Below are 26,756 nucleotides of genomic sequence, written 5' to 3' on the forward strand. Positions count from 1 at the left end.
ACGGCTCCCACCCGGCCCACCGGCGCTGTCCTCGGTGGCGGGCGGCGGGGTCGGCCGGGGCGGTCAGTCGGTGAGCATCCGCCGCAGGGAGACGCCCAGCTGGGCGACCCCCACGGCCCCGAGCACGGCGCCGACCGCCGTCCCGCTGGTGACGACCAGGTCGCTGTGGCCGAGGCCGGCCACCACCCCGGCGCCGCCGAGCGTGAGCCCGGCCATGGCGACCCGGGTCGGCCGCTCCCAGACCGACAGTGCCCCCGTCTCGGCGACCCCGGCCTGGCCGGCACGGGCCCGCAGGTAGTCGGGCAGCCAGCAGAGCGCGCCGAAGGCCACCGCCAGCCAGCCGGGGGCGCCCGCCACCCACAGGGCGCCGGCGTACGCAGCCTCGGTGAGCCGGTCCACGACGGAGTCGAGGACGAAGCCCCGGCGGGAGGCACGGCCGGTGCCGATGGCCAGCGCTCCGTCCAGGGAGTCGAGCAGGCCCGACAGCCCGACGAGCACACCGGCCAGCACGAGCCATGGGCCCCCACCCGCCGCCGCCGGCACGGCCGCGGCGGCGACGAGCAGGCCGGACGCCGTCGCGACGAGCGGCGGCAGCCCGGCCAGCGGTCGCGCCAGGGTCCACGCGACCGTCAGCCAGCCGCGCACCAACGCCGTGTCGGTGGCCGTGTCGCCGTGCCACCGTGACCACGCGGCCAGGTACTCGTCGCGGCCGAGCATGCGGTCGGTCCCGCCCGCGTCCACAGCCTCCTCCGATGCCACTCCTGCAGTCCACCAGGCAGCGACGCCCACGGCGACACCGGACGGCGGGCGGGGAGTGAGCCGGCCGTGCGCGGGATACCGGACTGCCATGGCAGCCCCCATCGGCGACGCCGTGGTCGTCGACGTCCTCCGGCGGATCGACCGGCTCACCGCTCCCCTGGTCCGGCGCCTGGGCCGCCCACCGGCCGTCCCCCAGGCCGAGCGCGACGCCTGGTGGGCCGACCGCGTCTCCCGCGTGGCGGCCGGGGTCTCCGCGGCTCCACGTTTCGCCGGGAAGCTCGCCGACCTGCTGCCGCTGCAGAACACCGTCGGCACGGCCGTCCAGTGCGTCGTCGTCCTCGGGGTGGCCGCCGAGCACGCCGTCGCTGACCCCGCCGCCCGGATCTCGCTGCTCACCAGGGTGCTGCTCCAGCGGGACCTGACCGCCCAGCAGGTGCAACCTCTCCTGGAGAGGGCTCGCGGCACCTACGCCGAGGAGGCTCTGGGTGCCCGCGAGGAGCGGGGCGGGCTGCGTGGCAACGCCCGCACTCTCTGGCGCGTGGCGCGTCTGCTGGGCCGGATCGACGACGCCCTCGACGCCCGGCCCAAGGGCAAGCTGCGCCACCGCGCCCTGTCGAACCTGCCGGTGGTCGGTGTCGTGGGCGGCTACGCCGCCGAGCGCGAGGGGCTGCGCCGGGCCGCCGCCGACGCGGCCGCCGTCCTGGACGGGCGACCGGTCAGGAGGTAGCAGGTGTCAGGAGGAGCAGGTCGGGAGCCGGCCGGTCAGCAGATGGCGGGTCAGGAGATGGCGGGGGCCCCGACCAGGTTCGCGTACACCTCGCGGGTCGCCGTCGAGCGGTTCATGGTGATGAAGTGGATGCCGGGGACGCCCTCGGCCAGCAGCGTCCGGCACAGGTCGGAGGCCACCTCGACGCCGTAGGCGCGCACGGCCGCCTTGTCCTCCGGGCGGTCGCCGTCGAGCTCGGCGAACCGGTCGGCCAGCTCCTGCGGGAACGCCTGCCCGGACAGCTGCACGATCCTGGTGATCTGCCGTGCGTTCGTCACCGGCATGACCCCGGCGATGATCGGGACGTCGCAACCGCGCGCGGCCACGCGGTCGCGCAGCCGGAGGTAGTCCTCGGCGTGGAAGAACATCTGGGTGATCGCGAAGTCGGCACCCGCCCGGCACTTGTCCACGAACCAGGTGACGTCGGTGTCGAAGTCCGGCGACCGCGGGTGCCGCTCCGGGAACGCCGCGACCCCGACCGAGAAGTCGCCCATCGACTTGATCAGCTCGACGAGTTCGCCGGCGTAGTTGAGGCCTTCCGGGTGCGCGCGCCACTCGGCCTGCGGGTCCGCACCCGGCGGGTCGCCGCGCAGCGCGAGCAGGTTCCGCACACCCGCCGCGGCGAGGCGGCTGACCAGGTGACGGAGCTCGGCGACGCTGTGGTCCACGGCGGTCAGGTGGGCCAGCGGCGTCATGGTGGTGTCGGTGGCGATCCGCTCGGTGACCTGCATGGTGCCCTCGCGCGTCGAACCGCCGGCACCGTAGGTGACCGACACGAACGAGGGCTGCAACCGCTCCAGCTCGCGCAGCGCGGTCCACAGCTGGGCTGCGCCCTCGGGCGTCTTCGGGGGGAAGAACTCGAAGGACCACGTGGGCCGCTCGGAGGCGAGGAGTTCGCGAATGGTGCGGGTCACGGACATCGAGGGTACGGGCGCGGTCCGGGGACGCGCCGATCCCGGCGGCACGACATTTCTCCTGCGCGCCCGCATCCGACCTCGCGGCCGGGACGGAAGAGGAGGAGCAGCGGCCCCGACCGGACGCGGATCGCCGACTGCCGACTGTCGCGCGCCGGCGCGAGGAGGGTGGAGAGACGATGGACCGGAGCACCGGAGCTGCCCTGCTCCAGCGGTCGCGCACCATCGGGTTGGGCAATACTGGGACGGTGACCGCCGGGACCCAGGAGCACGAGTCGGTGGCCGTCCCGGCGGCGCCCGTGCTGCAGGCGGCCGAGCTGGACCGGCTGCGGACGGCGGTCAGCGCAGCCCTCACGGAGTTCCTCGACCGGCAGCGCGCGACCCTGGCCGCGATGGACCCGAGCCTCGCCCCGGTGGTCGACGAGGTCTGCGCCCTCGCCGAGGGCGGCAAGCGGCTGCGCCCGGCCTTCGCCTACTGGGGCTGGCGCGGAGCGCGTGACCTCGCCGCCGCCCAGGACGAGCCGGCGGTGCTGAGGGCCGTCGCGGCACTGGAGTTCGTCCACGCCAGTGCCCTCGTGCACGACGACGTCATGGACGGCGCGCAGACCCGGCGTGGTCGCCCGGCCACCCACATCGGCTTCGCCGCCCGGCACTCCGGCTCCGACCTGGACGGCGACGGGAAGCTCTTCGGCGTCGGCGCCGCGATCCTCGTGGGCGACCTGGCCCTCGTGTGGTCCGACGAGCTCCTCCGCCGCTCCGGCATCTCCGCGGCCGCGCTGACCCGCGCCCGCTCCGTCTGGGACACCATGCGGACCGAGGTCACAGCGGGCCAGTACCTGGACCTCCTGCGCGCCGCCGGTGGGCTGCCCGGGCCGGACGGAGCCATGAAGGTGGCCCGCTACAAGAGCGCCGGCTACACCGTCCAGCGTCCCCTCCACCTCGGCGCGGCGATCGCCGGTGCTGCGCCGGAGGTCACCGAGGCCTACACCGCGATCGGCCTGCCGCTCGGCGAGGCGTTCCAGCTGCGCGACGACGTCCTGGGGGTCTTCGGCGATCCCGACGTCACCGGCAAGTCCGCGGACGACGACCTGCGCGAGGGCAAGCAGACGCTCCTGATCTCCCTCGCCGAGGAGTCCGCCGACGCATCCGGACGCCGGCTGCTCGACGACCTGCTCGGCAACGCCGAGGCGGGTGCCCAGGAGTTCGACGCCCTGCGGGACCTGCTCGAGTCCACCGGCGCCCGCGCCCGCGTGGAGGAGCGGATCACCGAGCGCACCGCGCTGGCCCGCTCGGCGATCGCCGCCGCGCCGCTGGCCGAGGACGCGCGCGCAGCTCTCGACGCGCTCGCCGTCGCGGCCACCACCCGCACCGCCTGATGGTGCGCACCGTTCCCGGCCGGACCGAACGGGTCGTCGTCGTCGGAGCCGGCCTGGCCGGGCTGGCGACCGCCCTGCGCCTGCGCGGCGCCGGGCGCGAGGTGACGGTGGTCGAGCGTGCCGCCGGCCCCGGTGGCCGCGCGGGCCGTGTCGAACGTGAGGGCTACGCGCTCGACACCGGGCCCTCGGTGTTCACGGCACCGGAGATCGTCGCCGACACCCTGGGCGCGGTCGGCGAGAAGCTCGAGGACCGCCTCACCCTCGTGCCGCTGGAGACCACCTACCGGGCCCAGTTCGGCGACGGCTCTGCGCTGGACGTGCACGCCGACCCCGCTGCCTTCGCCGCCGAGGTCGCGTCGCTGTGCGGTCCGGCGGAGGCCGATGCCCTGCGCCGCTACCTGGCCGACCTCGCTGAGCTCTACCGGCTGCAGCTGACCACCTTCATCGACCGCAATCTCGACTCCCCGCTGGACCTGCTCGGTCCGGAACTGGTCGCCCTCGCCCGGCGCGGCGGATTCCGGCGGCTGTCCCGGCACGTCGAGGGGTACTTCGCCGATGACCGGCTGCGCCGGCTGTTCAGCTTCCAGGCCCTCTACGCCGGGGTGTCGCCGTTCCGGGCGATCGCCGCGTACGCCGTCATCGCCCAGCTCGACATCGGCGCCGGGGTGTGGCACCCGATGGGCGGCATCGCCGCGGTGCCCGACGCCCTCGCCGCTGCCGCCACCGACGCCGGGGTCACCTTCCGCTACGGCGCGGACGTCGCCGAGCTCGAGACGTCGGGGCATCGGGTCTCCGCGGTGCGGCTGGCCGACGGCGACCGGCTCCCCGCCGACGCCGTCGTCGTCACCACGGACCAGCCGTGGCAGCTCGTGCCCGGCCTGCGGGCCCCCCGCCGGCCGGTGTACTCCCCGTCCTGCGTGGCGCTGCACGTCGGCGTGCGCAGCGACCTCCCTGGCCAGGCGCACCACACGATCAGCTTCGGGCAGTCGTGGCGCGGGGTGTTCGACGAGCTGACTCCGGGCGGGCGGCTCCTCGGCGGGGGTCCCGGGGGTCGGCGGGGAAAAATCATGAGCGACCCCAGCCTGCTGGTCAGCATGCCCTCACGCACCGACCGCAGCCTGGCGCCCGACGGCGGCCAGGTGCTCAGCATCGTGGCGCCGACCCCCAACCTCGACCGGCACAGCGGCGGCAACCCCGACCTCGACTGGACGACGGTGGGGCCCCGTTACCGCGACGAGGTGCTGACGACGCTGGAGGCCCGTGGCTGGACCGGCTTGACCGGGGCGATCGAGGTCGAGGAGATGGCGACGCCGCTGGACTGGGCGGCCCAGGGCATGGCCGCGGGCACGCCCTTCGCGCTGGCGCACACCTTCGGGCAGACCGGGCCCTTCCGCCCGTCGACCCTCCCCCGCCGCGGCCCGGAGAACGTCGTCCTCGCCGGGTCGTCGGTGCAGCCGGGCGTCGGGGTGCCGATGGTGCTGATCAGCGGCCGGCTCGCCGCCGAGCGGATCACCGGGCCGGTGCCCAGGTGACCGAGCTCGCGAGGTCACCCGGAGGCACAGCACCGCGCGGCACGCAGCCGACGAGCGCCAGCGAGGAGGAAGCGTGACCGCGGTCGCCGGGCGCGAGCAGCAGCTGGCGGCGGCCTACCGGCACTGCGCCGCGATCGCCGCCCGGCACGGGAAGAGCTACCACCTGGCGACGCGCCTGCTGACGCCGGACCGGCGGCCGGCCGTGCACGCCCTCTACGCCGGGGCCCGGACCGCCGACGACCTCGTCGACCTGCCCGGCCCCGATCCCGAGGGCGATCTCGCCGACTGGTCCCGGGCGGTGCTCGCGGAGCTGGAGGCGGGCTGGTCGGAGGACCCGGTGCGGCTGGCGCTGGTGGACACCTACCGGCGCTACGACATCCCCGTCGAGCACCTGGTCGACTTCCTCGCCGCGATGACCAGCGATCTCGACGTCGACGCCTATCCCGACATGGCCGCCCTCGACCGGTACATGTGGGGCTCGGCCTCGGTCATCGGGCTCCAGGTGCTCCCCGTGCTCGGGACCGCGCCCGGGGTGGCCCGCGAGGAGGCGGCACCGCACGCCATCGCGCTGGGTGAGGCGTTCCAGCTGACCAACTTCCTGCGCGACGTCGCCGAGGACGTCGACCGCGGCCGGGTCTACCTGCCCGAGGACGTCATGGCGGCGCACGGGGTCCCCCGCGAGCAGCTGCTCGAGAAGCGGTTCGACGCGAACGTCCGCGGACTGATGCGCGAGATGGTCGCCGTCGTCCGGCGCCGGTACGACGACGCCGCGCCCGGGACTCCCCTGCTCGCACCGGAGTCGCGGGACTGCGTCCGCGCCGCCACGGCTCTCTACGGCGGGATCCTCACCGAGATCGAGCGGGCGGACTACCGGGTGTTCGACGGGCGGGTGTCGGTGTCCAAGCCCCGCCGCCTGGCCGTGTTCGCCCGCCGGTTGACCGCCGCCCAGCTGGCCAGGGTGAGGGTGACCATGGCGAAGCCGAAGAGCAGGTCCTCGACCGGGGCGTAGGCGATGCGCGGGCCCCAGATCGTGCGCTCGTCGTAGATCACTACGTCCAGGCCGGTGAGCACGCCGTTCATCAGCAGCTGGAACGTCACGATGATCGCGTAGGCGGCCCAGAAGACCTTCCGGGTCACCATCCGCGTGCGGTAGACGACCAGGTCGACGACGAGGACGCCGACCACGGCGAGCACGGCGAGGGTGGAGTAGCTCATCGCCGCCCGGCCATGGGCAGGGCCTCCTCGGCGGGATAGCCGGCGTCCCAGCCCGTCACCCGGCGCACCGCCTCGAGCGCGAGCACCGAGCACAGCGGGACGACCAGGAAGAAGAGCACCTCCTCGACGGGGATCCCGCCGGGCAGCCGCACGCCCAGGGTGAGCTCGTCGCTGTAGTCCCAGTGCCCCTGCGCGATGGCGTAGAGCACCCAGACGACGAAGACGGCGAACTCGGGCAGCACCGCCAGCAGGAGGCGGCGCCACCGGGCGTAGACGCGCACCCGCAGGACGATCTCCAGCGGTGCGGTGACCACGAGGCACCCGACCAGGAGGCCGAGGTACGTCAGCGAGCCCACGGGATCAGCTTCGGTCCGCGCCCGCCGTCCGGATGCACCGGCTCAGAACGCCAGTGCCTGCGCCCGGCGGGTGACCTCGGTGTGCCGGTCGTCGCGCAGCGCCTGGACCGGGGTCCCGGGGAGCGTGTCGTCCTCCCGGAAGAGCCAGTCGAAGGCCTCCTCGTCGGTGAAGCCGCCGTCCTGGAGGACCGTGAGCAGACCGGGCAGGTGCTTGAGGATGATGCCGTCCTGGACGAAGGCGGCGGGGATCTTGCCGTTGCCACTGCCGGGGACCGCCATGAGCTTGCGGTCGCGCAGCAGCTGCCGGACGCGGTTCGGCGAGGTGCCCAGGAGTTGGGCGACCTCCGCGGGAGTGAGCGTGTCCATAGGGTGCAAGCCTATGGCGAGCGCAGGATCTGCCGACAACCCGGTGCCGGGCCAGCGCCGGCGTGCCGTCGGCGAGGAGACCCCCGAGGACCGCGAGCCCCCGTTCCTCGATCTCGACGCTCTCGAGATCCGGGCGCGGGAGCTGCTGCCCGACGACGTCTTCGACTACTACGCCGGCGGGGCCGAGAGCGAGACGACGCTCGCGGAGGCGCCTGGCAGCTGGCGCTCGTGGCGGCTGCGGCCGCGCGTCCTGACCGGGGTCTCCACCGTGCGCCTGGCCACGGAGCTGCTCGGGAGCCCGGTGCGCACGCCGATCGGTGTGGCGCCGTGGGCCTACCAGGGCATGGCCCATCCCGACGGGGAGCTGGCGACGGCATCCGGCGCCGCCATTGCGGGCGCGCTGATGACCGTATCGACGAGCGCGACGCGCAGCCTCGCGGAGGTGGCCACGGCGACGGCCGGCTCCCCCGCCTGGTTCCAGCTCTACCGGCTGCACTCCACCCGCCACACCGACGACCTCGCCCGGCGGGCCGGGGATGCGGGATACCGCGCCCTCGTGCTGACCGTCGACCTCCCGCTCCTGGGCCGACGGCGCCGCGACCTGCGCCACGACTTCGCCCTGCCGGCCGGTCTCCGCATGGCCAACCACCCACCGGTGCAGGACGGCGTCGAGCCGTCGCTGCGCGACCTCGCGACGGCCACGTGGACCTTCGACGACATCGCCCGGTTCGGCGACCTCTCCGGCCTGCCGGTCGTGGTCAAGGGGGTGCTCCGCGGTGACGACGCGGAGCGGTGCGTGCGAGCCGGAGCATCGGCGGTGTGGGTGTCCACGCACGGCGGCCGTCAGGTCGACCCGGCGGTGCCGAGCGCCCACGCGCTGCCGGAGGTGGTGGACTCCGTCGGTGCGGACGTCGAGGTGTACGTCGACGGCGGGATCCGCACCGGCTCGGACGCGCTGACCGCTCTGGCCCTCGGTGCGACCGCGGTCTTCGTCGGCCGGCCCACGATCTGGGGTCTGGCGACCGGCGGCGCCGACGGCGTGGCCGGCGTGCTCACCGGGCTCGGCGAGGAACTGGCGCACACCATGGCGCTGTGTGGTCTGGACGACGTGGGATCGGTGCCCCGCGACACCGTCGTCCCGGCGCGATAACCTGCCTGCGGGCCGTGACTGGCGCGTCGAGGTGGGCCACCACCGGGGAGCGGCCTGGACCATCCCGCCGTGCGCCTGGGCACCTTCCCGACGTCTCGCGCAGGAGCCCCTCATGACCTCTCCCTTCGACAGCTCGGCCGCGTCGGCCGCCTACCGCAACGCCCTCCAGGTGATCGGCGCCGTGGAGCCCCGGGTCGCCGACGCGATCGGCCAGGAGCTGGCCGACCAGCGGGCGTCGCTGAAGCTGATCGCCAGCGAGAACTACGCCAGCCCGGCGGTGCTGCTCACCATGGGCAACTGGTTCAGCGACAAGTACGCCGAGGGGACCGTCGGGCACCGCTTCTACGCGGGTTGCCAGAACGTCGACACGGTCGAGGCCCTGGCCGCCGAGCACGCCCGGGAGCTGTTCGGCGCGCCGTACGCCTACGTCCAGCCGCACTCGGGCATCGACGCGAACCTGGTCGCCTTCTGGGCGGTCCTGGCCCAGCGGGTCGAGCTGCCGGCGCTGCAGCAGGCCGGCGCGAAGCACGTCAACGACCTCACCGACGCGGACTGGTCGACCCTGCGCCGGGCGCTCGGTGACCAGCGGATGCTCGGCATGTCGCTGGACGCCGGCGGCCACCTGACGCACGGATTCCGTCCCAACATCAGCGGCAAGATGTTCGAGCAGTCCTCCTACGGCACCGACCCCGGTACCGGCCTGCTCGACTACGACGCCGTCCGGGCCCGCGCCCGGGAGTTCCGGCCGCTGATCCTCATGGCCGGCTACTCCGCCTTCCCGCGGCGGGTGAACTTCGCGACCATGCGCGAGATCGCCGACGAGGTGGGCGCGACGCTCGTCGTCGACATGGCGCACTTCGCCGGGCTCGTCGCCGGCAAGGTGCTCACCGGTGACTTCGACCCGGTCCCGCACGCCCACATCGTCACCAGCACCAGCCACAAGTCGCTCCGCGGCCCGCGCGGCGGCTTCGTCCTCGCCCAGCCGGAGTTCGCCGACGCCGTCGACCGCGGCTGCCCGATGGTGCTCGGCGGGCCGCTCCCCCACGTGATGGCCGCCAAGGCCGTCGCGTTCGCGGAGGCCCGCCGGCCGGCCTTCGCCGAGTACGCGCAGGACGTCGTCGACAACGCCGTCGCGCTCGCCGACGGTCTGCGCAAGCGCGGGGTGTCGCTCGTCACCGACGGCACCGACAACCACCTCGTGCTGCTGGATGTCACGTCCTTCGGCCTCACCGGGCGACAGGCCGAGTCGGCCCTGCTGGACGCCGGCATCGTCACCAACCGCAACGCGGTCCCGGCCGACCCCAACGGCGCCTGGTACACCTCCGGCGTCCGCATCGGCACGCCGGCGCTCACCACGCGCGGCTTCGGCACGGCCGACTTCGACCGCGTCGCCGAGCTCATCGCCGACGTGCTCGGCGGCACCACGCCGACGACGACGTCCTCGGGTGAGGCGTCCCGCGCCAAGTACACCCTCACCGAGGGGCTCGCCGATCGGACCCGCGCGGCCGCCGCCGAGCTGCTCGACGCGCACCCCCTCTACCCCGGCCTGGACCTCGGGTGATCCTCGGGCAGTGACGAAACCCACCTGAGGGCGGAGACCACCATTCGCACCAGGAGCCACGGCGGCCCCCCGTACCGCGTGGTTGAACGACCTCTGCCCGTCGCGCTCCTACACTCGCTCGGGTGGACACAGCCGTGACCGACCCCGTGGTGGGCCTGGTCCTCGAAGGGCGCTATCGCCTCGAGGAGCGGCTCGCGCGCGGCGGCATGTCCACCGTCTACGCGGCGACCGACCTGCGGCTGCACAAGACCGTCGCCGTGAAGGTCATGGCCGAGCACCTCGCCCACGACCCGACGTTCGTCGACCGGTTCACCCGCGAGGCCCGCGCCGCGGCCATGCTCAGTCACACGAACGTCGTGGGCGTCAGCGACCAGGGCAGCGACCAGGGCCTGGTCTTCCTGGTCATGGAGCTCGTCCGTGGTCGCACGCTGCGCGACCTGCTCACCGCCCGCGGCCGGCTGACCGTCGCCGAGGCGTTCGCCGTCCTCGAACCGATGCTCGCCGGGCTCACCGCCGCCCACCGGGCCGGGATCGTGCACCGCGACATCAAGCCCGAGAACGTGCTGATCGGTGTCGACGGGGTCGTGAAGGTGGCCGACTTCGGGCTCGCCCGGGCCGTCGTCGGCACCGGGACGGCGCAGGCGAGCCAGACCGGCGGCGTGCTGATCGGCACCGTCGCCTACCTGTCACCCGAGCAGCTCGAGCGCGGGCGGGCCGACGCGCGCAGCGACATCTACGCCGCCGGCATCGTGCTGTACGAGATGCTCACCGGCCATCCGCCGTACGGCGGGGACACGCCGCTGGCCGTGGCCTACCAGCACGTCCACCACGACGTCCCGGCGCCGTCCGCGGAGGTCACGGGCCTCCCCTGGGCCGTCGACGAGCTGGTCGCCCGCACCACCCGCCGCGACCCGTCGGGCCGCCCGCTGGACGCGGGGGCGTTCCTCGCCGAGCTCGGCCACGTGCGCAAGGACCTCGGCATCGAGCCGGTGCCCGTGCCGACCGGCCGGAGCACCGCGGGCCCGCAGACGCTGCGCCCGACCAACCGGCCCACCCGCCCCCGGCACCCGAGCGACCCGGGCACCGCCGTGCTCGGCAGCCAGCGCACCGACCGCACCGACCGCACCGGGCGCACGAGCATGCTGCCGGCCGTGGGCGCGGGCCCCACGATGAACGTGAACGGCCGACGGCCGGCCGGGCTGGAACGGCCCCGCCCCGGTGTGCCGCAGCACATCCGCCGCCGCCGGGCCCGCTTCGCCGTCGCGCTCGTGCTGCTGCTCGTCATCACCATCGGGGCCATCGGCTGGTGGCTCGGCAGCGGCCGCTGGACCGAGATCCCCGAGCTCGTCGGCAAGGACCAGGCCGCCGCCATCGACCTGCTGCAGCAGTCCGGTCTCGACCCCGACTGCTGCGAGGAGGTCTGGAGCGAGGAGTTCCCCGCCGGCGCGGTCATGTCGATCGACCCCGAGCCCGGCGAGGCCATCCGCGGCACCGACGTCCGGCTCACCGTCTCCAAGGGCCCGGAGCGATTCGTCGTCCCGACCGAGATGGTCAGCCGACCGTACGACGAGGTCGTGGCCCAGCTGCAGGAGACGGTGCCCATCCAGCTGACCAAGGCCGACGAGTACGACGACACCCTCGCTCCGGGGCAGGTCATCCGCTTCGAGCCGCCCGCCGGCACGAAACTGCCCCGGGACTCCGTCGTCACCGTCGTCGTCAGCGCCGGCCGCGCCCCGGTGGCCGTCCCCGACGTGACCGGTCAGAGCCCGGAGCAGGCGCAGGCCAACCTCGAGAGCCTCGGTTTCACCGTCGCCCGCGGCCCGGACGCCCGCAGCACCGCCGTCGACAAGGGTGAGGTGATGGCCGTGAGCCCGGGCCCGGCCGACGGACCCGTCGCCCACGGCAGCGAGATCACCATCGTCGTCTCCGCCGGCGTCCCGCTGGTCGCCGTGCCGAACGTCGTGGGCATGAAGGAGGACGAGGCCGCCGCCGCGCTGCGGGCCGCCGGCCTCACCGTCGACGCGACCAAGTTCTTCGGCAACAAGGTGCGCCAGCAGACCCCCGCTGCCGGCGAGAGCGTCGAGCAGGGCACGTCGGTCAAGATCCTGGTGGCCTTCTAGCGGTGCAGCTCGTTCGTTCCTCGCCCCCGATCGGGGCGCACATCCAGATCAAGGGCGGCCTCGCCACGGGCGGCCTGTCCTACACCGACGCCGTCGGCGCCCGCGCGGTGCAGGTCTTCGTCGGCAACCCGCGCGGCTGGAAGCTGACCGCAGGCGATCCGAAGCAGGACGCCCGGTTCGTCGAGGGGTGCGCCGAGCGAGGTGTGCCGTCGTTCATCCACACCCCCTTCCTGGTCAACGTCGGCTCCCCCACCGAGGCAACGGTCGAGCAGTCCATCGCCTCCATCGCCCACAACCTGGCCCGGGGCGAGCAGCTGGGGTGCTCCGGGGTCGTCGTCCACGCCGGGTCGGCCGTCGGCGAGGACCGCTACGAGATCGCGCTGCGCCAGTTGCACGAGCGGCTGCTGCCGGTGCTCGACGGGCTGCCGCTCAACGGCCCCCGCCTGCTGATCGAGCCGACCGCCGGCGGCGGCAAGGCACTGGCGGCGACGGTCGAGGACCTCGGGCCCTACTTCGCCGCGCTGGAGGACCACCCGCTCGTCGGGGTCTGCTTCGACACCTGCCACGCGTGGGCCGCCGGGCACGACCTCGCCGTCCCGGGCGGGATGACGGCGACGCTCGACGCGCTGACCGCGACCGTGGGACCCGGCCGGCTCGGGCTGGTGCACGCCAACGACTCCCTCGACGAGTGCGGCTCCAAGCGCGACCGGCACACGACCATCGGCGAGGGCTCGATCGGGGTGGCGCCGTTCGCGGAGCTGCTGGCCCACCCGTCGACGTCCGGCGTCCCGGTGGTCGTGGAGACGCCGTCCGAACGCGACGGCTCGCCGTCCCTGGGGCACAAGCGCGACATCGAGCTGCTGTGCAGCCTGCGCGACGGCGTGCTGCTGGAGTCCCCCGCCGCCTGACGGCGGGAGGCGATGTCCCTCCGGCGGACATGCCCAGGCCCAGAGTGCCCGGCTCGGGGACATCGCTGCCCGCGGCGGTCCAGGTCAGACGCTGAGCAGGCGCTCCAGGACGTCGGCGGCGCGGTCGATCGCAGCGCGGTCGACGTCGAGGTGGGTCACGAGGCGGATCTTGCGGGCGCTGACCTGGCTGACCAGCACGCCCTCCGCCTTCGCGGCCTCGGCGACGAGCGGTGCCTCGACGTCGTCCAGCACCACCATGTTGGTCTCCACCGACGACGGGTCGACGCCGAGCCGCTTGGCCAGCAGCTGCGCGTGCTCGTGGTCCTCGCTCAGCCGGCCCAGGTGGTGGTCCAGCGCGTAGGTGCAGGCCGCGGCCAGGACGCCGACCTGTCGCATTCCCCCGCCGAGCCGCTTGCGCCAGAGCCGCGCGGTCGCAATCCGCTCCGCCGAGCCGACCAGCACCGAGCCGACCGGCGTGCCGAGGCCCTTGGAGAAGCAGACCGATGCGGTGTCGGCCAGCCCGCCGTACGTCGACAGCGGCACCCCCGACGCGACGTGCGCGTTCCAGATCCGCGCCCCGTCGAGGTGCACGGCGACGTCGGCCTGCCGCGACCAGTCCCACAGCGCCTGCAGCTGGTCCAGCGGCTGGACCAGCCCGCCGCCGCGGTTGTGCGAGTTCTCCACGGCGATCGCGGCGGTCGCCGTCAGGTGCCAGTTGTCCTTGGGCCGCACCTGCTCGATCAGCTGGGCGGCGTCGAGCCGGCCACCGGAGGAGACCACCGTGCGGGTCGAGATCCCGAAGATCGCGGCCGCGGCGCCCATCTCGTAGGTGACCACGTGCGCGTCGGCGTCGCAGAGCACCTCCTGCCCCGGCTCGCAGACCAGACGCATGCCGATCTGGTTGCCCATGGTCCCGCTCGGCACGAACAGGGCGGCCTCGTGGCCGAACAGCTCGGCCGTCCGCTCCTCGAGCGCGGTGACCGTCGGGTCCTCGGCGTAGACGTCGTCGCCGACCTCCGCCTCGGCCATCGCCCGGCGCATACCGGGCGTCGGCTTCGTGACGGTGTCCGAACGCAGATCGACGAGCTCAGCAGCGTCGGTCATCCGCGCAACATCTCCGCCACGAGGAACGCCAGCTCCAGGGACTGCCCGGTGTTCAGGCGCGGGTCGCAGGCCGTCTCGTACCGGCTGTTGAGGTCGGCGTCGCTGATCTCCATGGCGCCCCCGAGGCATTCGGTGACGTCCTCACCGGTCAGCTCGACGTGGATGCCGCCCGGCCACGTGCCCAGCGCCCGGTGCACGTCGAAGAACCCGAGCACCTCGTCGACGACGCGGTCGAAGTGGCGGGTCTTGTAGCCGGTGGGCGACTCGTGGGTGTTGCCGTGCATGGGGTCGCACTGCCACACGACCTGGTGCCCCGACGCCGTCACCTTCTCCACGATCGCCGGGAGGACGTCGCGGATCTTGCCGTTTCCCATCCGGCTGATCAGCGTGAGCTTGCCCGGCAGACCCTCGGGGTCCAGGCGCTCGACCAGCTCGGTGGCCTGCTCCGGCGTCGTCGTCGGGCCGATCTTCACGCCGATCGGGTTGGCCAGCTTGGACGCGAACTCGATGTGCGCGCCGTCCATCTGGCGGGTCCGCTCCCCCACCCACACGAAGTGCGCCGACGAGGCGTAGGCCCGGCCGTCGTGCACCCGCAGCAGCGCCCGCTCGTAGTCGAGGATCAGCGCCTCGTGGGAGTTGTAGAGCTCCACCCCGCGCAGGGCGGCGTCGTCGATCCCGCACGCCTTCATGAACGCGAGCGCCCGGTCGATCTCGCGGGCGATGACCTCGTACCGCACCCCGGCCGGGGAGTTGGCGACGAAGTCCTTGTTCCAGTCGTGGACGGCGTGCAGGTCGGCGAGGCCGCCGCGGGCGTAGGCCCGGATCATGTTCATCGCCGCGGCCGAGTTCGCGTACGCACGCACCAGCCGGTACGGGTCGGGAATGCGCTTCTCCAGCACCGGCGCCAGGTCGTTGACCATGTCGCCGCGGTAGGAGGGCAGGCCGAGGGCGTCGGTGTCCGACGAGCGTGGCTTGGCGTACTGCCCCGCCACCCGCCCGACCTTGACCACCGGAACGCTCGCGCCGTAGGTGAGGACGACGGCCATCTGCAGCAGCGTCCGCGTGGTGCTCTGCAGGTGCGGCTCGGTGTTGAGGTCGAAGGTCTCCGCGCAGTCGCCCCCCTGCAGCAGGAACGCCTTGCCCTGGGCGACGTCCGCCAACTGCGCCCGGAGCCCGTCGATCTCCGCGGGCGCGACGATCGGGGGCACCGTGGTCAGGGTGTCGAGGACGGCGTCGAGCGCGGCGCGGTCGGGCCACTGGGGCTGCTGCGCTGCCGGGAGGTCCTTCCACCGGTCCAGACCGGGGACCAGCTCAGCGGGTTCGGGGAGACTCACGCCTCCGAGGGTACGGCGGCCCCCGGTTCAGCCGAAGAAGACCTCTGCTTCCGCGTACCGCTCGGCAGGCACCAGCTTGAGCTGCGCCGTCGCGGCGCTCAGCGGCACGCGCACGATGTCGGTCCCCCGCAGCGCGACCATCACCCCCGACTGTCCGTCGTGGACGGCGTCGACGGCGGCGAGGCCGAACCGCGTCGCGAGCACCCGGTCGAACGGCGAGGGAGTGCCGCCGCGCTGGATGTGCCCGAGGACGACGGCCCGCGCCTCGCGCCCGGTGCGCTCCTCGATCAGCGACGCCAGGGCCTGACCGATGCCGCCGAGCCGCACGTGCCCGAACGCGTCCTTCTCGCCGGTGGAGGTGCTCAGGTCGCCGTCCTTGGGCTTCGCGCCCTCGGAGACGACGACGATCGGCGAGTAGCCCGACTCGAACCGGTGCCGGCAGTGGGCGACGACGCCGTCGACGTCGAACGGCTTCTCGGGGATGAGGATGACGTTCGCGCCTCCGGCCATGCCGGCGTGCAGCGCGATCCAGCCGGCGTGCCGGCCCATGACCTCGACGACGAGCGTGCGGTGGTGGCTGTCGCCGGTGGTGTGCAGCCGGTCGATCGCCTCCATCGCGACGCCCACCGCGGTGTCGAAGCCGAACGTGTAGTCGGTGGAGTCCAGGTCGTTGTCGATCGTCTTGGGCACCCCCACCACCCGCACGCCCTGCTCGGCCAGCCGGGTGGCGACCCCGAGGGTGTCCTCACCGCCGATCGGCACGAGCGCCTCGATGCCCAGCCGCTCCAGGGTCTCCAGCACCCGCTCGGGTCCACCGTCGGCCGCGTAGGGGTTGGTCCGCGACGTGCCGAGGACGGTGCCTCCCCGCGGCAGGATCCCGCGCACCGCGGCGAGGTCCATGCGCACCGTGTCGCCCTCGAGCACTCCCCGCCAGCCGTCGCGGAACCCGACGATCTCGTCGCCGTGCTCGGCGATGCCCTTGCGGACCACCGCCCGGATCACGGCGTTGAGCCCGGGGCAGTCACCGCCGCCGGTCAGGATGCCGATCCGCATGCTGTGCCTCCGGGAAGGACTGGGGTTCGCGCGAGGTTGTCGGCGTCATGATGCCGCAGGTCACAGCCGTAGAGGCAGTCTCCGCATGATCGCTCTTACCGGAGTCACCGGGACCCTCGGCGGGCGGGTGGCCGCCCGGCTCGCCGCGGCGGGCGCCGGTCCGCTCCGGCTGGTGGTCCGCGACGCCGGGCGCGCCCCGGAACTGCCGCATGCCGAGGTCGTCGAGAACCCCGGCGGTTACGCCGACGCCGCCGGCTTTCAGGCAGCGCTGGCCGGGGCGGACACGCTGTACCTGGTGTCGGCGGCTGAGGCCGAGGACCGCCTCCAGCAGCACCTCAGCGCCGTCGAGGCCGCAGCGTCCGCGGGCGTGCAGCGGATCGTCTACACGTCGTTCGTCGGCGCCGATCGCGCCGATCCGACGTTCACCCTGGTGCGGCAGCACGGCGCCACGGAGGACGCGATCCGCGCCTCAGGCCTGCGGCACACCTTCCTGCGGCACAGCATGTACGCCGACTTCGTGCCGTTCTTCGCCGTCCGCGGGGGCGACCGCTCGGTGATCGCGGCCCCGGCCGGCGACGGCCGCACCGGCTTCGTCTCCCGCGACGACCTGGCCGACGTCGCCACCGCCGTCCTCCTGCGCACGGACGACGACCTGGACGGCCAGGCGCTCGAGGTGACCGGTCCCGAGGCACTGACGCTGGCCGAGGCTGCGGACGTGCTCGCCGAGATCACCGGACGGCCTGCGGAGTACCGACCGCAGACGACGGAAGAGGCCTGGGCGACCCGCCGTCCCTCCGGTCATCCCGACTGGGAGATCGAGGGCTGGGTGACCAGCTACCTGGCCATCGCCGCGGGCGAGCTGTCACAGGTCACCGACGTCGTCCCCCGGCTGACCGAGCACCCCGCCCGCACCGTGGCCGAGCACCTGCGCGCTCACCCGGAGGACTGGGCGCACCTGCGCTAGCTCTGCTCTCCGTCTGATTCCGCGCCTCGCGGAAGGACCACGCTGCCCCCCACCGCTCGCAAGCTCGCGGCGGGACCCTGCAGCGCGGCCATTGATCGATCGTTCCTCGCTGCGATGCTCCCGAGGCTGTCATCAGACGCCGACCACGCCGTCGATGCCCTCGCGGAGCAGGTCGGCGTGCCCGTTGTGCCGGGCGTACTCCTGGATCACGTGCAGCATCACCAGGCGCAGCGAGTACGCCGTCCCGGAGCGCCGGTCCGTCCCCGTCACGTCCAGCGACGGGGCCGCCGCCTCGATCCGGCGGGCGTGGGCGATCTCGGCCTCCCAGGCCGCGAACGCCTCCGTCCGGTCGGCGCCCGTCGCGTCGTAGGCCGCCTGGAAGTCCCGGTCCGGCGACCACACCAGCGGGACGTCCTCGTCGGCGATCACCCGGCGGAACCACGACCGCTCGACCTCGGCCATGTGCCGCACCAGACCCAGCAGCGACAGGGCCGACGGTGGCATCGGGCGACGGCGCAGGTCCTCGTCGGACAGCCCCGCGCACTTGAGCGCCAGCGTCGCCCGGTGCCAGTCGAGGTAGACCCGCAGCGTCTCCCGTTCGCCGCCGGTGAGCGGCGGCTCGATCCGTTCGTCGTCCACGTCACCATTCTCGCCTGCGGCGATGACGGTCCGGTCACGATCGGCCGGTCCTGTTCCGAACCGCCTACGCACTGCCGAGAAACGGATCGACAGCAGTACGTGGCCGCTGCGGACGAGACGAAGGACAGACATGCGCAGGACGTCGATCCCCGATTGGGTGTCCCCCACCGCCTGGGGCATCAGGACCAAGGTGGTCGCACTGGCCGTGACCAGCGTCGCCGTGACCGGCGTGGCGATGGGCGGGGTGAGCGCCTGGCAGAGCGGCGCCTTCGCCGACGACGCCGAACGGGACGTCAGGCAGCTGGTCGAGCAGACCATCTCCCGGACGGCCGCCGGGGTGCACGACGTCGTCGCCACGCAGGGGGCCTCCACCTCGGCGAAGGTGGACTCCGACCTCGCCGCGGCGCAGTACGTCCTCCAGCAGGCGGGCGGGTTCGCCATCGACGACTCCGGCGAGGACCTCGTCACCTGGGATGCCAAGAACCAGCTGACCAACGAGGTCACCCCGGTCACCCTGCCCCGCGTCCTCGTCGGCGGGGAGTGGCTGGGCAAGAACAGCGACGTCGCCGTCCCCACCCCGGTGGTGGACACGATCAAGTCCATGGTCGGTGCGACCGTGACGATCTTCCAGAAGACGCCCGAGGGCAACTTCCTGCGCGTGGCGACCAACGTCCAGGCCGCCTCCGGCGCACGGGCAATCGGCACCTTCATCCCCAAGACCAACCCCGACGGCTCGCCCAACGCGGTCAACGCCGCGGTGAGCGGCGGCCAGACCTACCGCGGCAACGCCTTCGTCGTCGACTCGTGGCTGGTGTCGGCCTACGCCCCGCTGCTGGGTCCGGCGGGCGACGTCGTCGGCGTCCTCTACGTGGGCGTCAAGCAGGAGAACCTGCCCGCCCTCCGGGAGAGCCTCAACGCGACCACCGTCGGGGAGACGGGGCACATCGAGGTCTACGGGGGCACCGGCGACCGCGCCGGCACCGTCCTGATCAGCCCCGAGGGCGTCCGGGACGGCGAGAACATGCTCGCGGCCACGGACGCCGAGGGCGCTCCGTACGTGCAGCAGATGGTCGAGACGGCCGTCGGGCTGCAGGCCGGCGAGCAGGCCACCGTCCGGTACCTCGACCCCGACGCCGGCCCCACCACCGTGCGCCTGACCTACTACGCCCCCTGGGACTGGGTGATCGCCACCGTCGCCCGGGACGCCGACTTCTCCGGCCCGGTGGAGATGATGGACGAGGGCCGCTCCTCGATGATGACGGCCCTGCTCGTCGCCGGCGTGCTCATCGCCCTGGCCGGCGGCGCGATCGCCTACGTGATCGGCCGCCGCCTGACCGGCCCGCTGCACCAGCTGCGCGACCGGATGGCCGAGATCGCCGACGGCGAGGGCGACCTCACCCAGCGGATGGACGAGTCCCGGGACGACGAGGTCGGCCAGCTGTCGGCCGCGTTCAACCGGTTCGTCGACAAGGTCGCCGGCACCGTCCGCGAGATCGGGCGCTGCGCCCAGGAGGTCGCCTCCTCGGCGGCCGGCGTCTCCTCCGTCGCCGACGGGCTGGCCGGCCGCGCCGCCCGCAACCGCGACCAGGCGCAGAGCGCCCACGCCTCGGCGGCCGAGATCAGCACGAGCGTCTCCTCGGCCGCCGCCGGCGCGCAGGAGATGGGTGCCTCGATCACCGAGATCGCCCGCAGCGCCGCCGAGGCCGCGGAGGTGGGCCGGCAGGCCGCCGAGCTCGCGGAGCGGACCGAGGCCACGATCGCCTCCCTGGGCGCCAGCTCGGCCGAGATCGGCGACGTGGTCAAGGTGATCTCCGGTGTGGCCGAGCAGACGAACCTGCTCGCGCTCAACGCCACGATCGAGGCGGCCCGCGCCGGCGACGCGGGCAAGGGCTTCGCGGTCGTCGCCAACGAGGTCAAGGAGCTGGCGCAGGAGGCGGGCAAGGCGAGCGAGGAGATCGCGCAGCGGGTGCAGGGGATCCAGTCGGAGACCTCCGCGGCCGTGCGCGCCATCGCCCAGATCGCCGAGGTGGTCCGCACGATCAACGACCACCAGACGACGATCGCCAGCGCCGTCGAGGAGCAGACCGCCACGACCGGCGAGCTCACCCGCAGCGTCGCATCGGCGGCCGACGGGGCCGGGTTCGTCACGACGACCCTGACCGGCGTCAGCCGGGACGCCGACGACAGCGCCGCCGACGTGGAGCGGGCCCGCACCGCGGCCCGTGAGCTGGACGGGCTCTCCCGCGAGCTCAACCGCCTGCTGGGTGTCTTCACCGTCTAGTCGATCACGTGCACGGAGAAGGACCTGTCCCGCGCCGGGACAGGTCCTTCTTCGCGCAACCGGCCAGGATGGGGCGATGACCGAGCCCGCCGATCTGCTCGCCGCCACGCGGACTCCGGGGGACGCGGTGTGCGTCCTCCTCGACCTCCCCGCCGGAGCACACACCTCGACGGTGGCGTCCTCCACAGCGCTGATGCGGGCGGTCCTGAAGGGCTGATCCCCCGCCGGGCGCAGCCGCCTCAGCCGGTGGCCATCGCCCAGACCGTGGGCCCGTCGGCGCCCAGCGGGAACTCGTGGCGGACCGACAGCCCGTGCGCCTCGTAGTAGGGCACGTTCGCCGGGTTCGTGGTGTCCAGGCAGGCGACCAGACCGGCCGAGCGGGCATCCGCGATCCCCCGGTCGAGCAGCCGGCCGCCGAATCCCCGGCCGCGCGCGCCGGGATGGACGCCGAGCTGGTGCAGGTACGCGTGCGGTTCGGCCGGGCGCAGGTCCTCCATCCCCTTCATCGTGGCGCCGACCTCCCGGGCCCGGCCGGCGCCCATGAACGCCGTCATGAGGCCCCCGATCGTCGGCAGCTCGTCGGACCGGGCCGCCGTCCCGCCCTGCTCCGAGGGCCACTGCCACATCGCCACCGCGACGGGTTCCGGGCAACGGACGACGTCGACCCGGCCGTCGGCCAGGTAGTGCTCGGCGAACACGCCGAACATCGCGGCACACGCGTGCGGCCGCGCGTCGTCGTCCGGGAAGAACCACACCATGAGCGGGTCGTGGACGAAGGCGCGGGCGAGGAGGGTGCGCGCCTCGACGGCGCTGATCTCTGCCACGTCTGCAGCGTGGCCCAGCTCCCCCGGCGCGCCAAGGGTCCCGGTCGCGGTTCAGGGCCGGGCGGCCTCCATCGCGTTCCAGCGCTCGAGGTTGTAGCGGGCGTCGACCAGCGCGTCGTGGGTGCCCGCCGGCTTCGGCGGCAGGGCGGGCTGTCCCCGGTCGTCCCACCGCTGGCGCAGTTCACGGGTGAACCGCGGGATGGGCCGTGGCAGGGCCGGCATCGCGCCCCACAACTGGCAGAGCGCCACGTGGTCGTAGGCGCCGAACCACGCCCAGAGCTCGATCTCCTGGCCCGGCCCGGTGAGGAAGGCGAGCAGGTCCTCGCGGATCCGTTCCCGGCTGCGCCAGGCCTTGTCGGCCGGCGGCGGGAGCTGGTCCAGCACGTTCCGGCGCACCCAGGGGATCGCCCTGTCCGGGTCGAACTGGGTGCTGACGGCGTAGAACTCGCGCCCGGTCTCGTCGACGACGCCGATCGAGACCAGGTCGATGGTGGTGCCGTCCTCGATGAACTCGGTGTCGTAGAAGAAGCGCCGCACGCGCACCACGGTAGGTGCCGCTCTGCCTCCGGCCCGACGGCGCGGTCGCTCCGCTCCTCGCCGGGTGGCGCTCGCTGCGATGCTCACTCCCTGTCGGCGGGCTACGTTGCCCCTCATGCCGGTTCTCGCCATCGACGCAGGTACGACCGGGGTGACCGCGCTGGTCGTGGGCGAGGACGGCGACGTCCTGGCCCGCGGTTACCGCGAGTTCGCGCAGCTCTTCCCGCGCCCGGGCTGGGTGGAGCACGAGCCCGACGACATCTGGACGGCGACGGTCGCCGCGTGCCGCGAGGCACTGGCGGGGACCGATGCGGAGCCGACGTGCGTCGGTATCACCGACCAGCGGGAGACCGCCGTCGTCTGGGACCGCCGCACCCTGCACTCACCCCGGCCGGCGATCGTCTGGCAGGACCGCCGCACCACCGGCATCTGCGACCGGCTGCGCGACGACGAGGAACGTGTCTCCCGGCTGACCGGGCTCCGCCTGGACCCGTACTTCACCGGCACCAAGTTCGCCTGGCTCGCCGAGCACGAGCCGCGGATGTGGTCCGGCGTCCGCGACGGCAGGCTCGCCCTGGGCACCGTCGACTCCTACGTCATCGCCCGGCTCACCGGCGGCGCCGCGCACGTCACCGATCCCAGCAACGCCAGCCGGACGCTGCTCTACGACCTGCAGAAGGGCGCCTGGTCCGACGAGCTGTGCGACCTGTTCGACGTCCCGCGGAACGCCCTGCCCGAGCTGGTCCCGAACTCCGGCGTCGTGGGCACCACCGATCCGGACGCGTTCCTCGGTCTCTCCCTCCCCATCGCCGGGATCGCCGGGGACCAGCAGTCCGCCCTCTTCGGTCAGGCCTGCTTCACCCCCGGGATGAGCAAGTGCACCTACGGGACCGGATCGTTCGTGCTCACCAACACCGGGTCGGAGGTCGTCCGTTCCGACGCCGGGCTGCTGACCACCGTCGCCTGGGATCTCGGCGACGGGCTGGTCTACGCGCTCGAGGGCGCGATCTTCGTGACCGGCTCTGCGGTCCAGTGGCTGCGCGACGGGCTCGGGATGATCGACTCCGCCAACGAGATCGAGGGGCTCGCCCGCACGGTGCCCGACTCCGGCGACGTCGTGTTCGTGCCGGCGCTGACCGGCATGGGAGCCCCGCACTGGGATCCGCACGCCCGCGGCGCGATCCTCGGCATCACCCGCGGCACGACCCGCGCCCACCTGGCCCGGGCCACCCTCGAGGCGATCGCCTTCGAGGTGCGCGACGTCGTCGACGTGATGGTCGACGAGGCCGGGCTGGAGGTGCCGGAGCTGTCCGCGGACGGCGGCGCGAGCGCCAACGACCTGCTGCTGCAGCTGCAGGCCGACCAGCTCGGCGTGCCGGTCCGCCGCCCCAAGGTCACCGAGACGACGGCGCTGGGCGCGGCGTTCCTCGCGGGGCTGGGCACCGGCGTCTGGAGCAGCACCGACGAGCTGGCACAGACCTGGGCGCTGGACCGCCGGTTCGAGCCCGAGGAGGGACGACGGGACGACGGCCGGCACGAGCGCTGGCGCGCCGCCCTCCCCCGCGCCGGCGGCTGGACGCGCTGACCTCGGTCGCCTCAGGGGCAGTTCTCCTCCTCGAACGCGAGGATCCTCTCCTCGGCCGCGGAGGACGCCTCCTGGTTCGGGTCCTCGCCCGTGGTCGCACGGGCGCGGATGCCGTCGAGCAGGATCGGCACGTCGTCCGCTATCGCGTCCGGCGCTACCTCGATCAGCTCGTCGAAGCTCGGCGACACCTCCGCGAGCAGTTGCTGCTCGGCCCGCTGGACCTCGTCCGCGGGGGCGTCCTGCGGCAGGTCGGCGAACACAGCCTCGCCCTTGTCGTCGAGCTCGGCGGTCAAGTCGCAGTAGCGGGCGACGTCGCCGCCCCCCGCCTCGGCAGCGGAGGTCGCTGCGGACGCGGCCACCGAGGGTTCGTCGTCGCCACAGGCGGACAGGGCGAGTGCGACGGTCGCGCCGATCGCCAGCGGGGTGAGACGGCTCGGGTTCATGGTGTCCTCCGGGAGTCTGGGTGGGGACTCCGAGCGTGGGCCGCCGGCTCGTAGCAGTCGTCGGCCCCGGGACCGTTTCCGAGGTCGTTCCCGAGGAGGACGGGCACCGGCCCGCAGGAGGATGTGCCCGGTGCCCGGACGTCGGTACGTTCCGGCCATGGCAGGCCCGGACGAGCGCTGGCCCCGCTGGGCCGACCCGGCGATCGCCGCTGCGGTGGCGGTCGTCGCGCTCGTCGATCTGACCGCCATGCACCCGACCCCGCCGGCCTGGCAGTACGCCGCCGCCCTGGTGATGGCCTGCGCACTCGCCTGGCGACGGCGGGCACCCGTGCTCGTCCTGGTGGCGGTGCTGGGCGGGATTCTCGTGCACGACGTGCACGGAGCGCTGCTCAACAACTTCTACACGCCGCTGACCCTCTACCCGGCCTTCTACGCCGTCGGTGCTCATCAGCCGCTGCGCCACGGCGCCGTGGCTGCCGCCGGCGGACTGGCCCTCCTGCTGGTGAGCACCACGATCGAGGGCGCGCCGCTCGGTGACTACCTCTTCGTGGGTCTGGTGTGCCTGGCGTGCTGGGGCGCGGGAGCGGGCATCCGGACCCGCATCGCGACGGCCGTCGAGGCGCAGAGCCGCGCCCGCCTCGCCGAGGAGCGCCAGGCGCGCACGGCCGCGGTGGCGGTCGCCGAGGAGCGCGCCCGCATCGCACGCGAACTGCACGACGTCGTCGCCCACTCGGTCAGCGTCATGGTGATGCAGGCCGGCGCGCTGCGGCGGATGCTGCCCCCCGACCAGACCAGGGCGGTGGGGGTCGCCGAGACGGTGGAGCGGACCGGCCGGGAGGCCCTGGTCGAACTCCGCCGCATGCTCGGTCTCCTCCGGGACGACGCCGAGCGCGTCCCGCTCGCGCCGCAGCCGGGGCTGGCCCGCATCCCCGAGCTCGTCGAGAGCACCGAGGCAGCGGGCGTGGCGGTGACGCTGACGATGGACGAGCCGCCGGCCGGGGTGAGCCCCGGTGTCGACCTGTGTGCCTTCCGGATCGTCCAGGAGTCGCTGACCAACGTGATCAAGCACGCCGGCCCGGCGTCGGTCCGTGTCTCCGTCGGGTTCCCGCCGGGATCGGTGACCCTGGAGGTCGTGGACGACGGGCGCGGCGGGACGCCGGCCGCGGAGGGAGGCCACGGCCTCGTGGGGATGCGCGAGAGAGTCGCCGTGTTCGGCGGCCGGCTGTCGGTCGGGCCGGAAGCCACCGGAGGCTTCGCCGTCCGCGCCACGCTGCCTCTGGAGTCGCGGTGAGCACCCGGGTCCTCCTGGCCGACGACCAGGCGGTCATCCGCTACGGCCTGCGGCTGATCCTCGAGAGCGAACCGGATCTGGAGGTCGCCGGGGAGGCCGCGGACGGCGAGGCCGCCGTCGCGTCGGTGAACAGGCTGAGCCCGGACGTCGTCCTCATGGACATCCGGATGCCCCGGCTGGACGGTATCGCCGCCATCCGCCGGATCGTCGCCTCCGGTGCCTCGACCCGCGCCCTGATGCTCACCACCTTCGACCTCGACGACTACGTCTTCGACGCCCTCCGGGCCGGGGCGAGCGGCTTCCTGCTGAAGGACGCGCCGCCGGAGGAGCTCGTGTCCGCCGTCCGTCTCGTCGCCGCCGGCGAGGCGCTGCTCGCCCCCTCGGTGACGCGTCGGGTGATCCAGGAATTCGCCCGCCACCCCGCTCCGGCGCGGGGCGGCGGCACCCACGGGAGTCTCACCGCGCGCGAGCTCGAGGTCCTGCTGCTGGTGGCCCGCGGGCTGAGCAACGACGAGATCGCCGCCGAACTCTTCCTGGGCCGGACGACCGTCAAGACGCACGTCGCCCGTGTACTGGCCAAGCTGGGGCTCCGCGACCGGGTCCAGGCGGTGGTGCACGCCTACGAGCACGGCCTGGTGCCCGGCGACCCGGGCCGCGCGCTCTAGCCAGCTCAGGCCGCGGGCTTGTCCTTGCGCTGGGCGCCGATGGAGTTCCGGCCGAACTCCTGACCGTTCAATGCTGCGATGTCGCGCTCCAGCTGCGGCACGCGCTTCGCCGACACCTTCATGGCGACCTTCTCCGCGACCACTCCGGTCACCAGCTGGCGCAGGGCGGAGACGACGCCGACCGACCCCGGGACGAATACCCGCCGTCCCCGGGTCTCCAGGTTCTCGACGAGGGCGTCGGCACAGGCCTCGACGGAGGTGAAGGCACCCAGGGGACCGGGCAGCTGCCGGCGGGTGGCCTTGAACGTCGGGAGCGACTCCTCGGTGTCGCGGACCATGTCGGTGTCGATCCAGGTCGGGTGGGCGCTGGCCACGGTCACCCCGCGGTAGGCGACCTCGAGCCGCAGCGCGTCACCGAAGCGCTCGACCCCGGCCTTCGACGCGCAGTACGCGCTCATGCCGGGCAGCACCGTGAACGCGGCAGCGGAGCTGATCAGCAGCACGTGCCCCTTGCGCTTCGCGATCTCGGGCAGCGCGGCGTGCGCGGTGAGCATCGTGCCGATCAGGTTGACCTCGATGGTGCGCGCGAGCGCGTGCGCCGACGACGTCATCACCGTGGTCAGCGGGGCGATCCCGGCATTGGCGACGACGATGTCCAGCCCGCCGAAGGTGTCGACGGTCCGCTGGACGGCGGCCTCCAGCGCCTCCGGGTCGGTGACGTCGGCCTCCACCCACAGGTGCTCCGGTCCGAGCTCGTCCGCGACTGCGGCGAGTTGCTCCGGCTCGAGCCCCACCAGGGCGACGCGGGCACCCCGCGCCGCGGCACGACGGGCCAGCTCCGCCCCGATGCCCCGGGCAGCTCCGGTGATCAGGACCGTCTGGCCGGCCAGGGGCGTACGGGGCCGCTGCCTGCGGAAAGCCGCCATGGGGGTGCTCCTCGGGGTCGGTTCGGCGCTCGAATTGAGCACTGCTCGACAGTCGTTGTAGCTTGTTGAGCGTTGCTCAGCAAGCCG

Annotated in this window: 26 protein-coding genes, 1 pseudogene and 1 riboswitch; of the genes and pseudogenes, 14 read left to right on the plus strand and 13 right to left on the minus strand. The window is 73.6% G+C overall.

Annotated features, from left to right (window positions below; all coding sequences use genetic code 11):
* Positions 1-63: 63 nt before the first annotated feature.
* Positions 64-741, minus strand: coding sequence for a CDP-alcohol phosphatidyltransferase family protein (locus CRP30_RS18425; RefSeq protein WP_235003535.1), 678 nt, complete (start codon positions 739-741; stop codon positions 64-66).
* A gap of 106 nt (positions 742-847) precedes the next feature.
* Here CRP30_RS18425 and CRP30_RS18430 point away from each other — a divergent pair, with 106 nt between their 5' ends.
* On the plus strand, positions 848-1,486 hold the full coding sequence (locus CRP30_RS18430; protein WP_097185472.1) for a hypothetical protein: 639 nt from the start codon (positions 848-850) through the stop codon (positions 1,484-1,486).
* 50 nt (positions 1,487-1,536) lie between these two features.
* On the opposite strand, the gene metF is transcribed toward CRP30_RS18430, so the two are convergent.
* Complete coding sequence (metF, locus tag CRP30_RS18435) at positions 1,537-2,445, minus strand: methylenetetrahydrofolate reductase [NAD(P)H] (protein WP_097185473.1); 909 nt, start codon at positions 2,443-2,445, stop codon at positions 1,537-1,539.
* Between the two features lie 173 nt (positions 2,446-2,618).
* On the opposite strand from metF, the gene CRP30_RS18440 reads away from it, so the two are divergent.
* From CRP30_RS18440 to CRP30_RS18450, 3 genes are all read left to right on the plus strand, one after another.
* Entirely contained in the window at positions 2,619-3,815 is a 1,197-nt protein-coding gene (locus tag CRP30_RS18440) for a polyprenyl synthetase family protein (RefSeq protein ID WP_097185474.1), read from the plus strand.
* On the plus strand, positions 3,815-5,347 hold the full coding sequence (crtI, locus tag CRP30_RS18445) for a phytoene desaturase family protein (protein WP_097185475.1): 1,533 nt from the start codon (positions 3,815-3,817) through the stop codon (positions 5,345-5,347). The genes CRP30_RS18440 and crtI overlap by 1 nt, the downstream gene beginning before the upstream one ends.
* Positions 5,348-5,420: 73 nt before the next feature.
* Positions 5,421-6,356 (plus strand): phytoene/squalene synthase family protein, encoded by a 936-nt coding sequence (locus CRP30_RS18450; protein ID WP_200814852.1) that lies wholly within the window; start codon positions 5,421-5,423, stop codon positions 6,354-6,356.
* Here the strand turns inward: CRP30_RS18450 and CRP30_RS23135 are convergent.
* From CRP30_RS23135 to CRP30_RS18465, 3 genes and pseudogenes are all read right to left on the minus strand, one after another.
* Positions 6,353-6,562 (minus strand): annotated as a pseudogene (locus tag CRP30_RS23135) (lycopene cyclase domain-containing protein); the annotation flags it as partial. The gene CRP30_RS18450 and the pseudogene CRP30_RS23135 sit on opposite strands and share 4 nt — an antisense overlap.
* Entirely contained in the window at positions 6,559-6,918 is a 360-nt protein-coding gene (locus tag CRP30_RS18460; RefSeq protein WP_097185477.1) for a lycopene cyclase domain-containing protein, read from the minus strand. The pseudogene CRP30_RS23135 and the gene CRP30_RS18460, both read right to left, overlap by 4 nt.
* Before the next feature lie 42 nt (positions 6,919-6,960).
* On the minus strand, positions 6,961-7,284 hold the full coding sequence (locus CRP30_RS18465) for an Rv2175c family DNA-binding protein (protein WP_097185478.1): 324 nt from the start codon (positions 7,282-7,284) through the stop codon (positions 6,961-6,963).
* Between the two features lie 13 nt (positions 7,285-7,297).
* Here CRP30_RS18465 and CRP30_RS18470 point away from each other — a divergent pair, with 13 nt between their 5' ends.
* The 4 genes from CRP30_RS18470 to CRP30_RS18485 all read left to right on the plus strand — a co-directional run bounded on the left by CRP30_RS18470 (position 7,298) and on the right by CRP30_RS18485 (position 13,023).
* Positions 7,298-8,434: an alpha-hydroxy acid oxidase gene (locus CRP30_RS18470; protein ID WP_097185479.1), complete on the plus strand. Its 1,137-nt coding sequence runs from the start codon at positions 7,298-7,300 to the stop codon at positions 8,432-8,434.
* A gap of 4 nt (positions 8,435-8,438) precedes the next feature.
* Positions 8,439-8,522: riboswitch (ZMP/ZTP riboswitch) on the plus strand.
* Between the two features lie 24 nt (positions 8,523-8,546).
* Positions 8,547-9,995 carry a glycine hydroxymethyltransferase gene (locus CRP30_RS18475; RefSeq protein ID WP_097185480.1) on the plus strand — a complete coding sequence of 483 codons (1,449 nt, stop codon included), beginning with the start codon at positions 8,547-8,549 and terminating at the stop codon, positions 9,993-9,995.
* 122 nt (positions 9,996-10,117) lie between these two features.
* Entirely contained in the window at positions 10,118-12,115 is a 1,998-nt protein-coding gene (gene pknB / locus CRP30_RS18480; RefSeq protein WP_097185481.1) for a Stk1 family PASTA domain-containing Ser/Thr kinase, read from the plus strand.
* A gap of 2 nt (positions 12,116-12,117) precedes the next feature.
* Positions 12,118-13,023 carry a deoxyribonuclease IV gene (locus tag CRP30_RS18485; RefSeq protein ID WP_097185482.1) on the plus strand — a complete coding sequence of 302 codons (906 nt, stop codon included), beginning with the start codon at positions 12,118-12,120 and terminating at the stop codon, positions 13,021-13,023.
* Positions 13,024-13,107: 84 nt separating this feature from the next.
* Here the strand turns inward: CRP30_RS18485 and CRP30_RS18490 are convergent, their stop codons facing one another.
* The 3 genes from CRP30_RS18490 to CRP30_RS18500 are packed head-to-tail and all read right to left on the minus strand — an operon-like array spanning position 13,108 to position 16,514.
* Complete coding sequence (locus CRP30_RS18490) at positions 13,108-14,127, minus strand: threonine aldolase family protein (RefSeq protein WP_097185483.1); 1,020 nt, start codon at positions 14,125-14,127, stop codon at positions 13,108-13,110.
* The gene (locus CRP30_RS18495; protein ID WP_097185484.1) at positions 14,124-15,461 is read right to left on the minus strand and encodes a class II 3-deoxy-7-phosphoheptulonate synthase; all 1,338 of its coding nucleotides are present in this window, start codon (positions 15,459-15,461) and stop codon (positions 14,124-14,126) included. Before CRP30_RS18495 ends, CRP30_RS18490 begins: the two co-directional genes overlap by 4 nt.
* A gap of 27 nt (positions 15,462-15,488) precedes the next feature.
* On the minus strand, positions 15,489-16,514 hold the full coding sequence (locus CRP30_RS18500) for a 6-phosphofructokinase (RefSeq protein WP_097185485.1): 1,026 nt from the start codon (positions 16,512-16,514) through the stop codon (positions 15,489-15,491).
* A gap of 85 nt (positions 16,515-16,599) precedes the next feature.
* Between CRP30_RS18500 and CRP30_RS18505 the strand changes: the two genes are divergently transcribed.
* Complete coding sequence (locus tag CRP30_RS18505; protein WP_097185486.1) at positions 16,600-17,478, plus strand: SDR family oxidoreductase; 879 nt, start codon at positions 16,600-16,602, stop codon at positions 17,476-17,478.
* A 132-nt stretch (positions 17,479-17,610) separates the two neighbouring features.
* On the opposite strand, the gene CRP30_RS18510 is transcribed toward CRP30_RS18505, so the two are convergent.
* Positions 17,611-18,117 (minus strand): DinB family protein, encoded by a 507-nt coding sequence (locus tag CRP30_RS18510; protein WP_235003536.1) that lies wholly within the window; start codon positions 18,115-18,117, stop codon positions 17,611-17,613.
* A 130-nt stretch (positions 18,118-18,247) separates the two neighbouring features.
* Here CRP30_RS18510 and CRP30_RS18515 point away from each other — a divergent pair, with 130 nt between their 5' ends.
* Entirely contained in the window at positions 18,248-20,398 is a 2,151-nt protein-coding gene (locus CRP30_RS18515) for a methyl-accepting chemotaxis protein (RefSeq protein WP_097185488.1), read from the plus strand.
* 76 nt (positions 20,399-20,474) lie between these two features.
* A complete protein-coding gene (locus CRP30_RS22560; protein WP_159961797.1) occupies positions 20,475-20,615 on the plus strand; it encodes a hypothetical protein in 141 nt (46 codons plus the stop codon).
* Between the two features lie 22 nt (positions 20,616-20,637).
* Here CRP30_RS22560 and CRP30_RS18520 read toward each other — a convergent pair whose 3' ends face one another.
* Positions 20,638-21,222, minus strand: coding sequence for a GNAT family N-acetyltransferase (locus tag CRP30_RS18520; protein ID WP_097185489.1), 585 nt, complete (start codon positions 21,220-21,222; stop codon positions 20,638-20,640).
* 51 nt (positions 21,223-21,273) lie between these two features.
* Entirely contained in the window at positions 21,274-21,759 is a 486-nt protein-coding gene (locus CRP30_RS18525; RefSeq protein ID WP_097185669.1) for a polyadenylate-specific 3'-exoribonuclease AS, read from the minus strand.
* Positions 21,760-21,874: 115 nt separating this feature from the next.
* Between CRP30_RS18525 and glpK the strand changes: the two genes are divergently transcribed.
* Entirely contained in the window at positions 21,875-23,344 is a 1,470-nt protein-coding gene (gene glpK, locus CRP30_RS18530) for a glycerol kinase GlpK (RefSeq protein WP_097185490.1), read from the plus strand.
* An 11-nt stretch (positions 23,345-23,355) separates the two neighbouring features.
* Here glpK and CRP30_RS18535 read toward each other — a convergent pair whose 3' ends face one another.
* A complete protein-coding gene (locus CRP30_RS18535; RefSeq protein WP_097185491.1) occupies positions 23,356-23,787 on the minus strand; it encodes a hypothetical protein in 432 nt (143 codons plus the stop codon).
* 157 nt (positions 23,788-23,944) lie between these two features.
* Here CRP30_RS18535 and CRP30_RS18540 point away from each other — a divergent pair, with 157 nt between their 5' ends.
* Both CRP30_RS18540 and CRP30_RS18545 read left to right on the plus strand, forming a co-directional pair.
* Entirely contained in the window at positions 23,945-25,078 is a 1,134-nt protein-coding gene (locus tag CRP30_RS18540; RefSeq protein WP_159961799.1) for a sensor histidine kinase, read from the plus strand.
* Complete coding sequence (locus CRP30_RS18545) at positions 25,075-25,743, plus strand: response regulator (protein ID WP_097185493.1); 669 nt, start codon at positions 25,075-25,077, stop codon at positions 25,741-25,743. The genes CRP30_RS18540 and CRP30_RS18545 overlap by 4 nt, the downstream gene beginning before the upstream one ends.
* A gap of 5 nt (positions 25,744-25,748) precedes the next feature.
* Here CRP30_RS18545 and CRP30_RS18550 read toward each other — a convergent pair whose 3' ends face one another.
* Complete coding sequence (locus CRP30_RS18550; RefSeq protein WP_097185494.1) at positions 25,749-26,669, minus strand: SDR family oxidoreductase; 921 nt, start codon at positions 26,667-26,669, stop codon at positions 25,749-25,751.
* Positions 26,670-26,756: the final 87 nt, after the last annotated feature.

Origin of the sequence: Blastococcus haudaquaticus (genome assembly GCF_900230285.1) — a bacterium.
Classification (GTDB): domain Bacteria; phylum Actinomycetota; class Actinomycetes; order Mycobacteriales; family Geodermatophilaceae; genus Blastococcus_B; species Blastococcus_B haudaquaticus.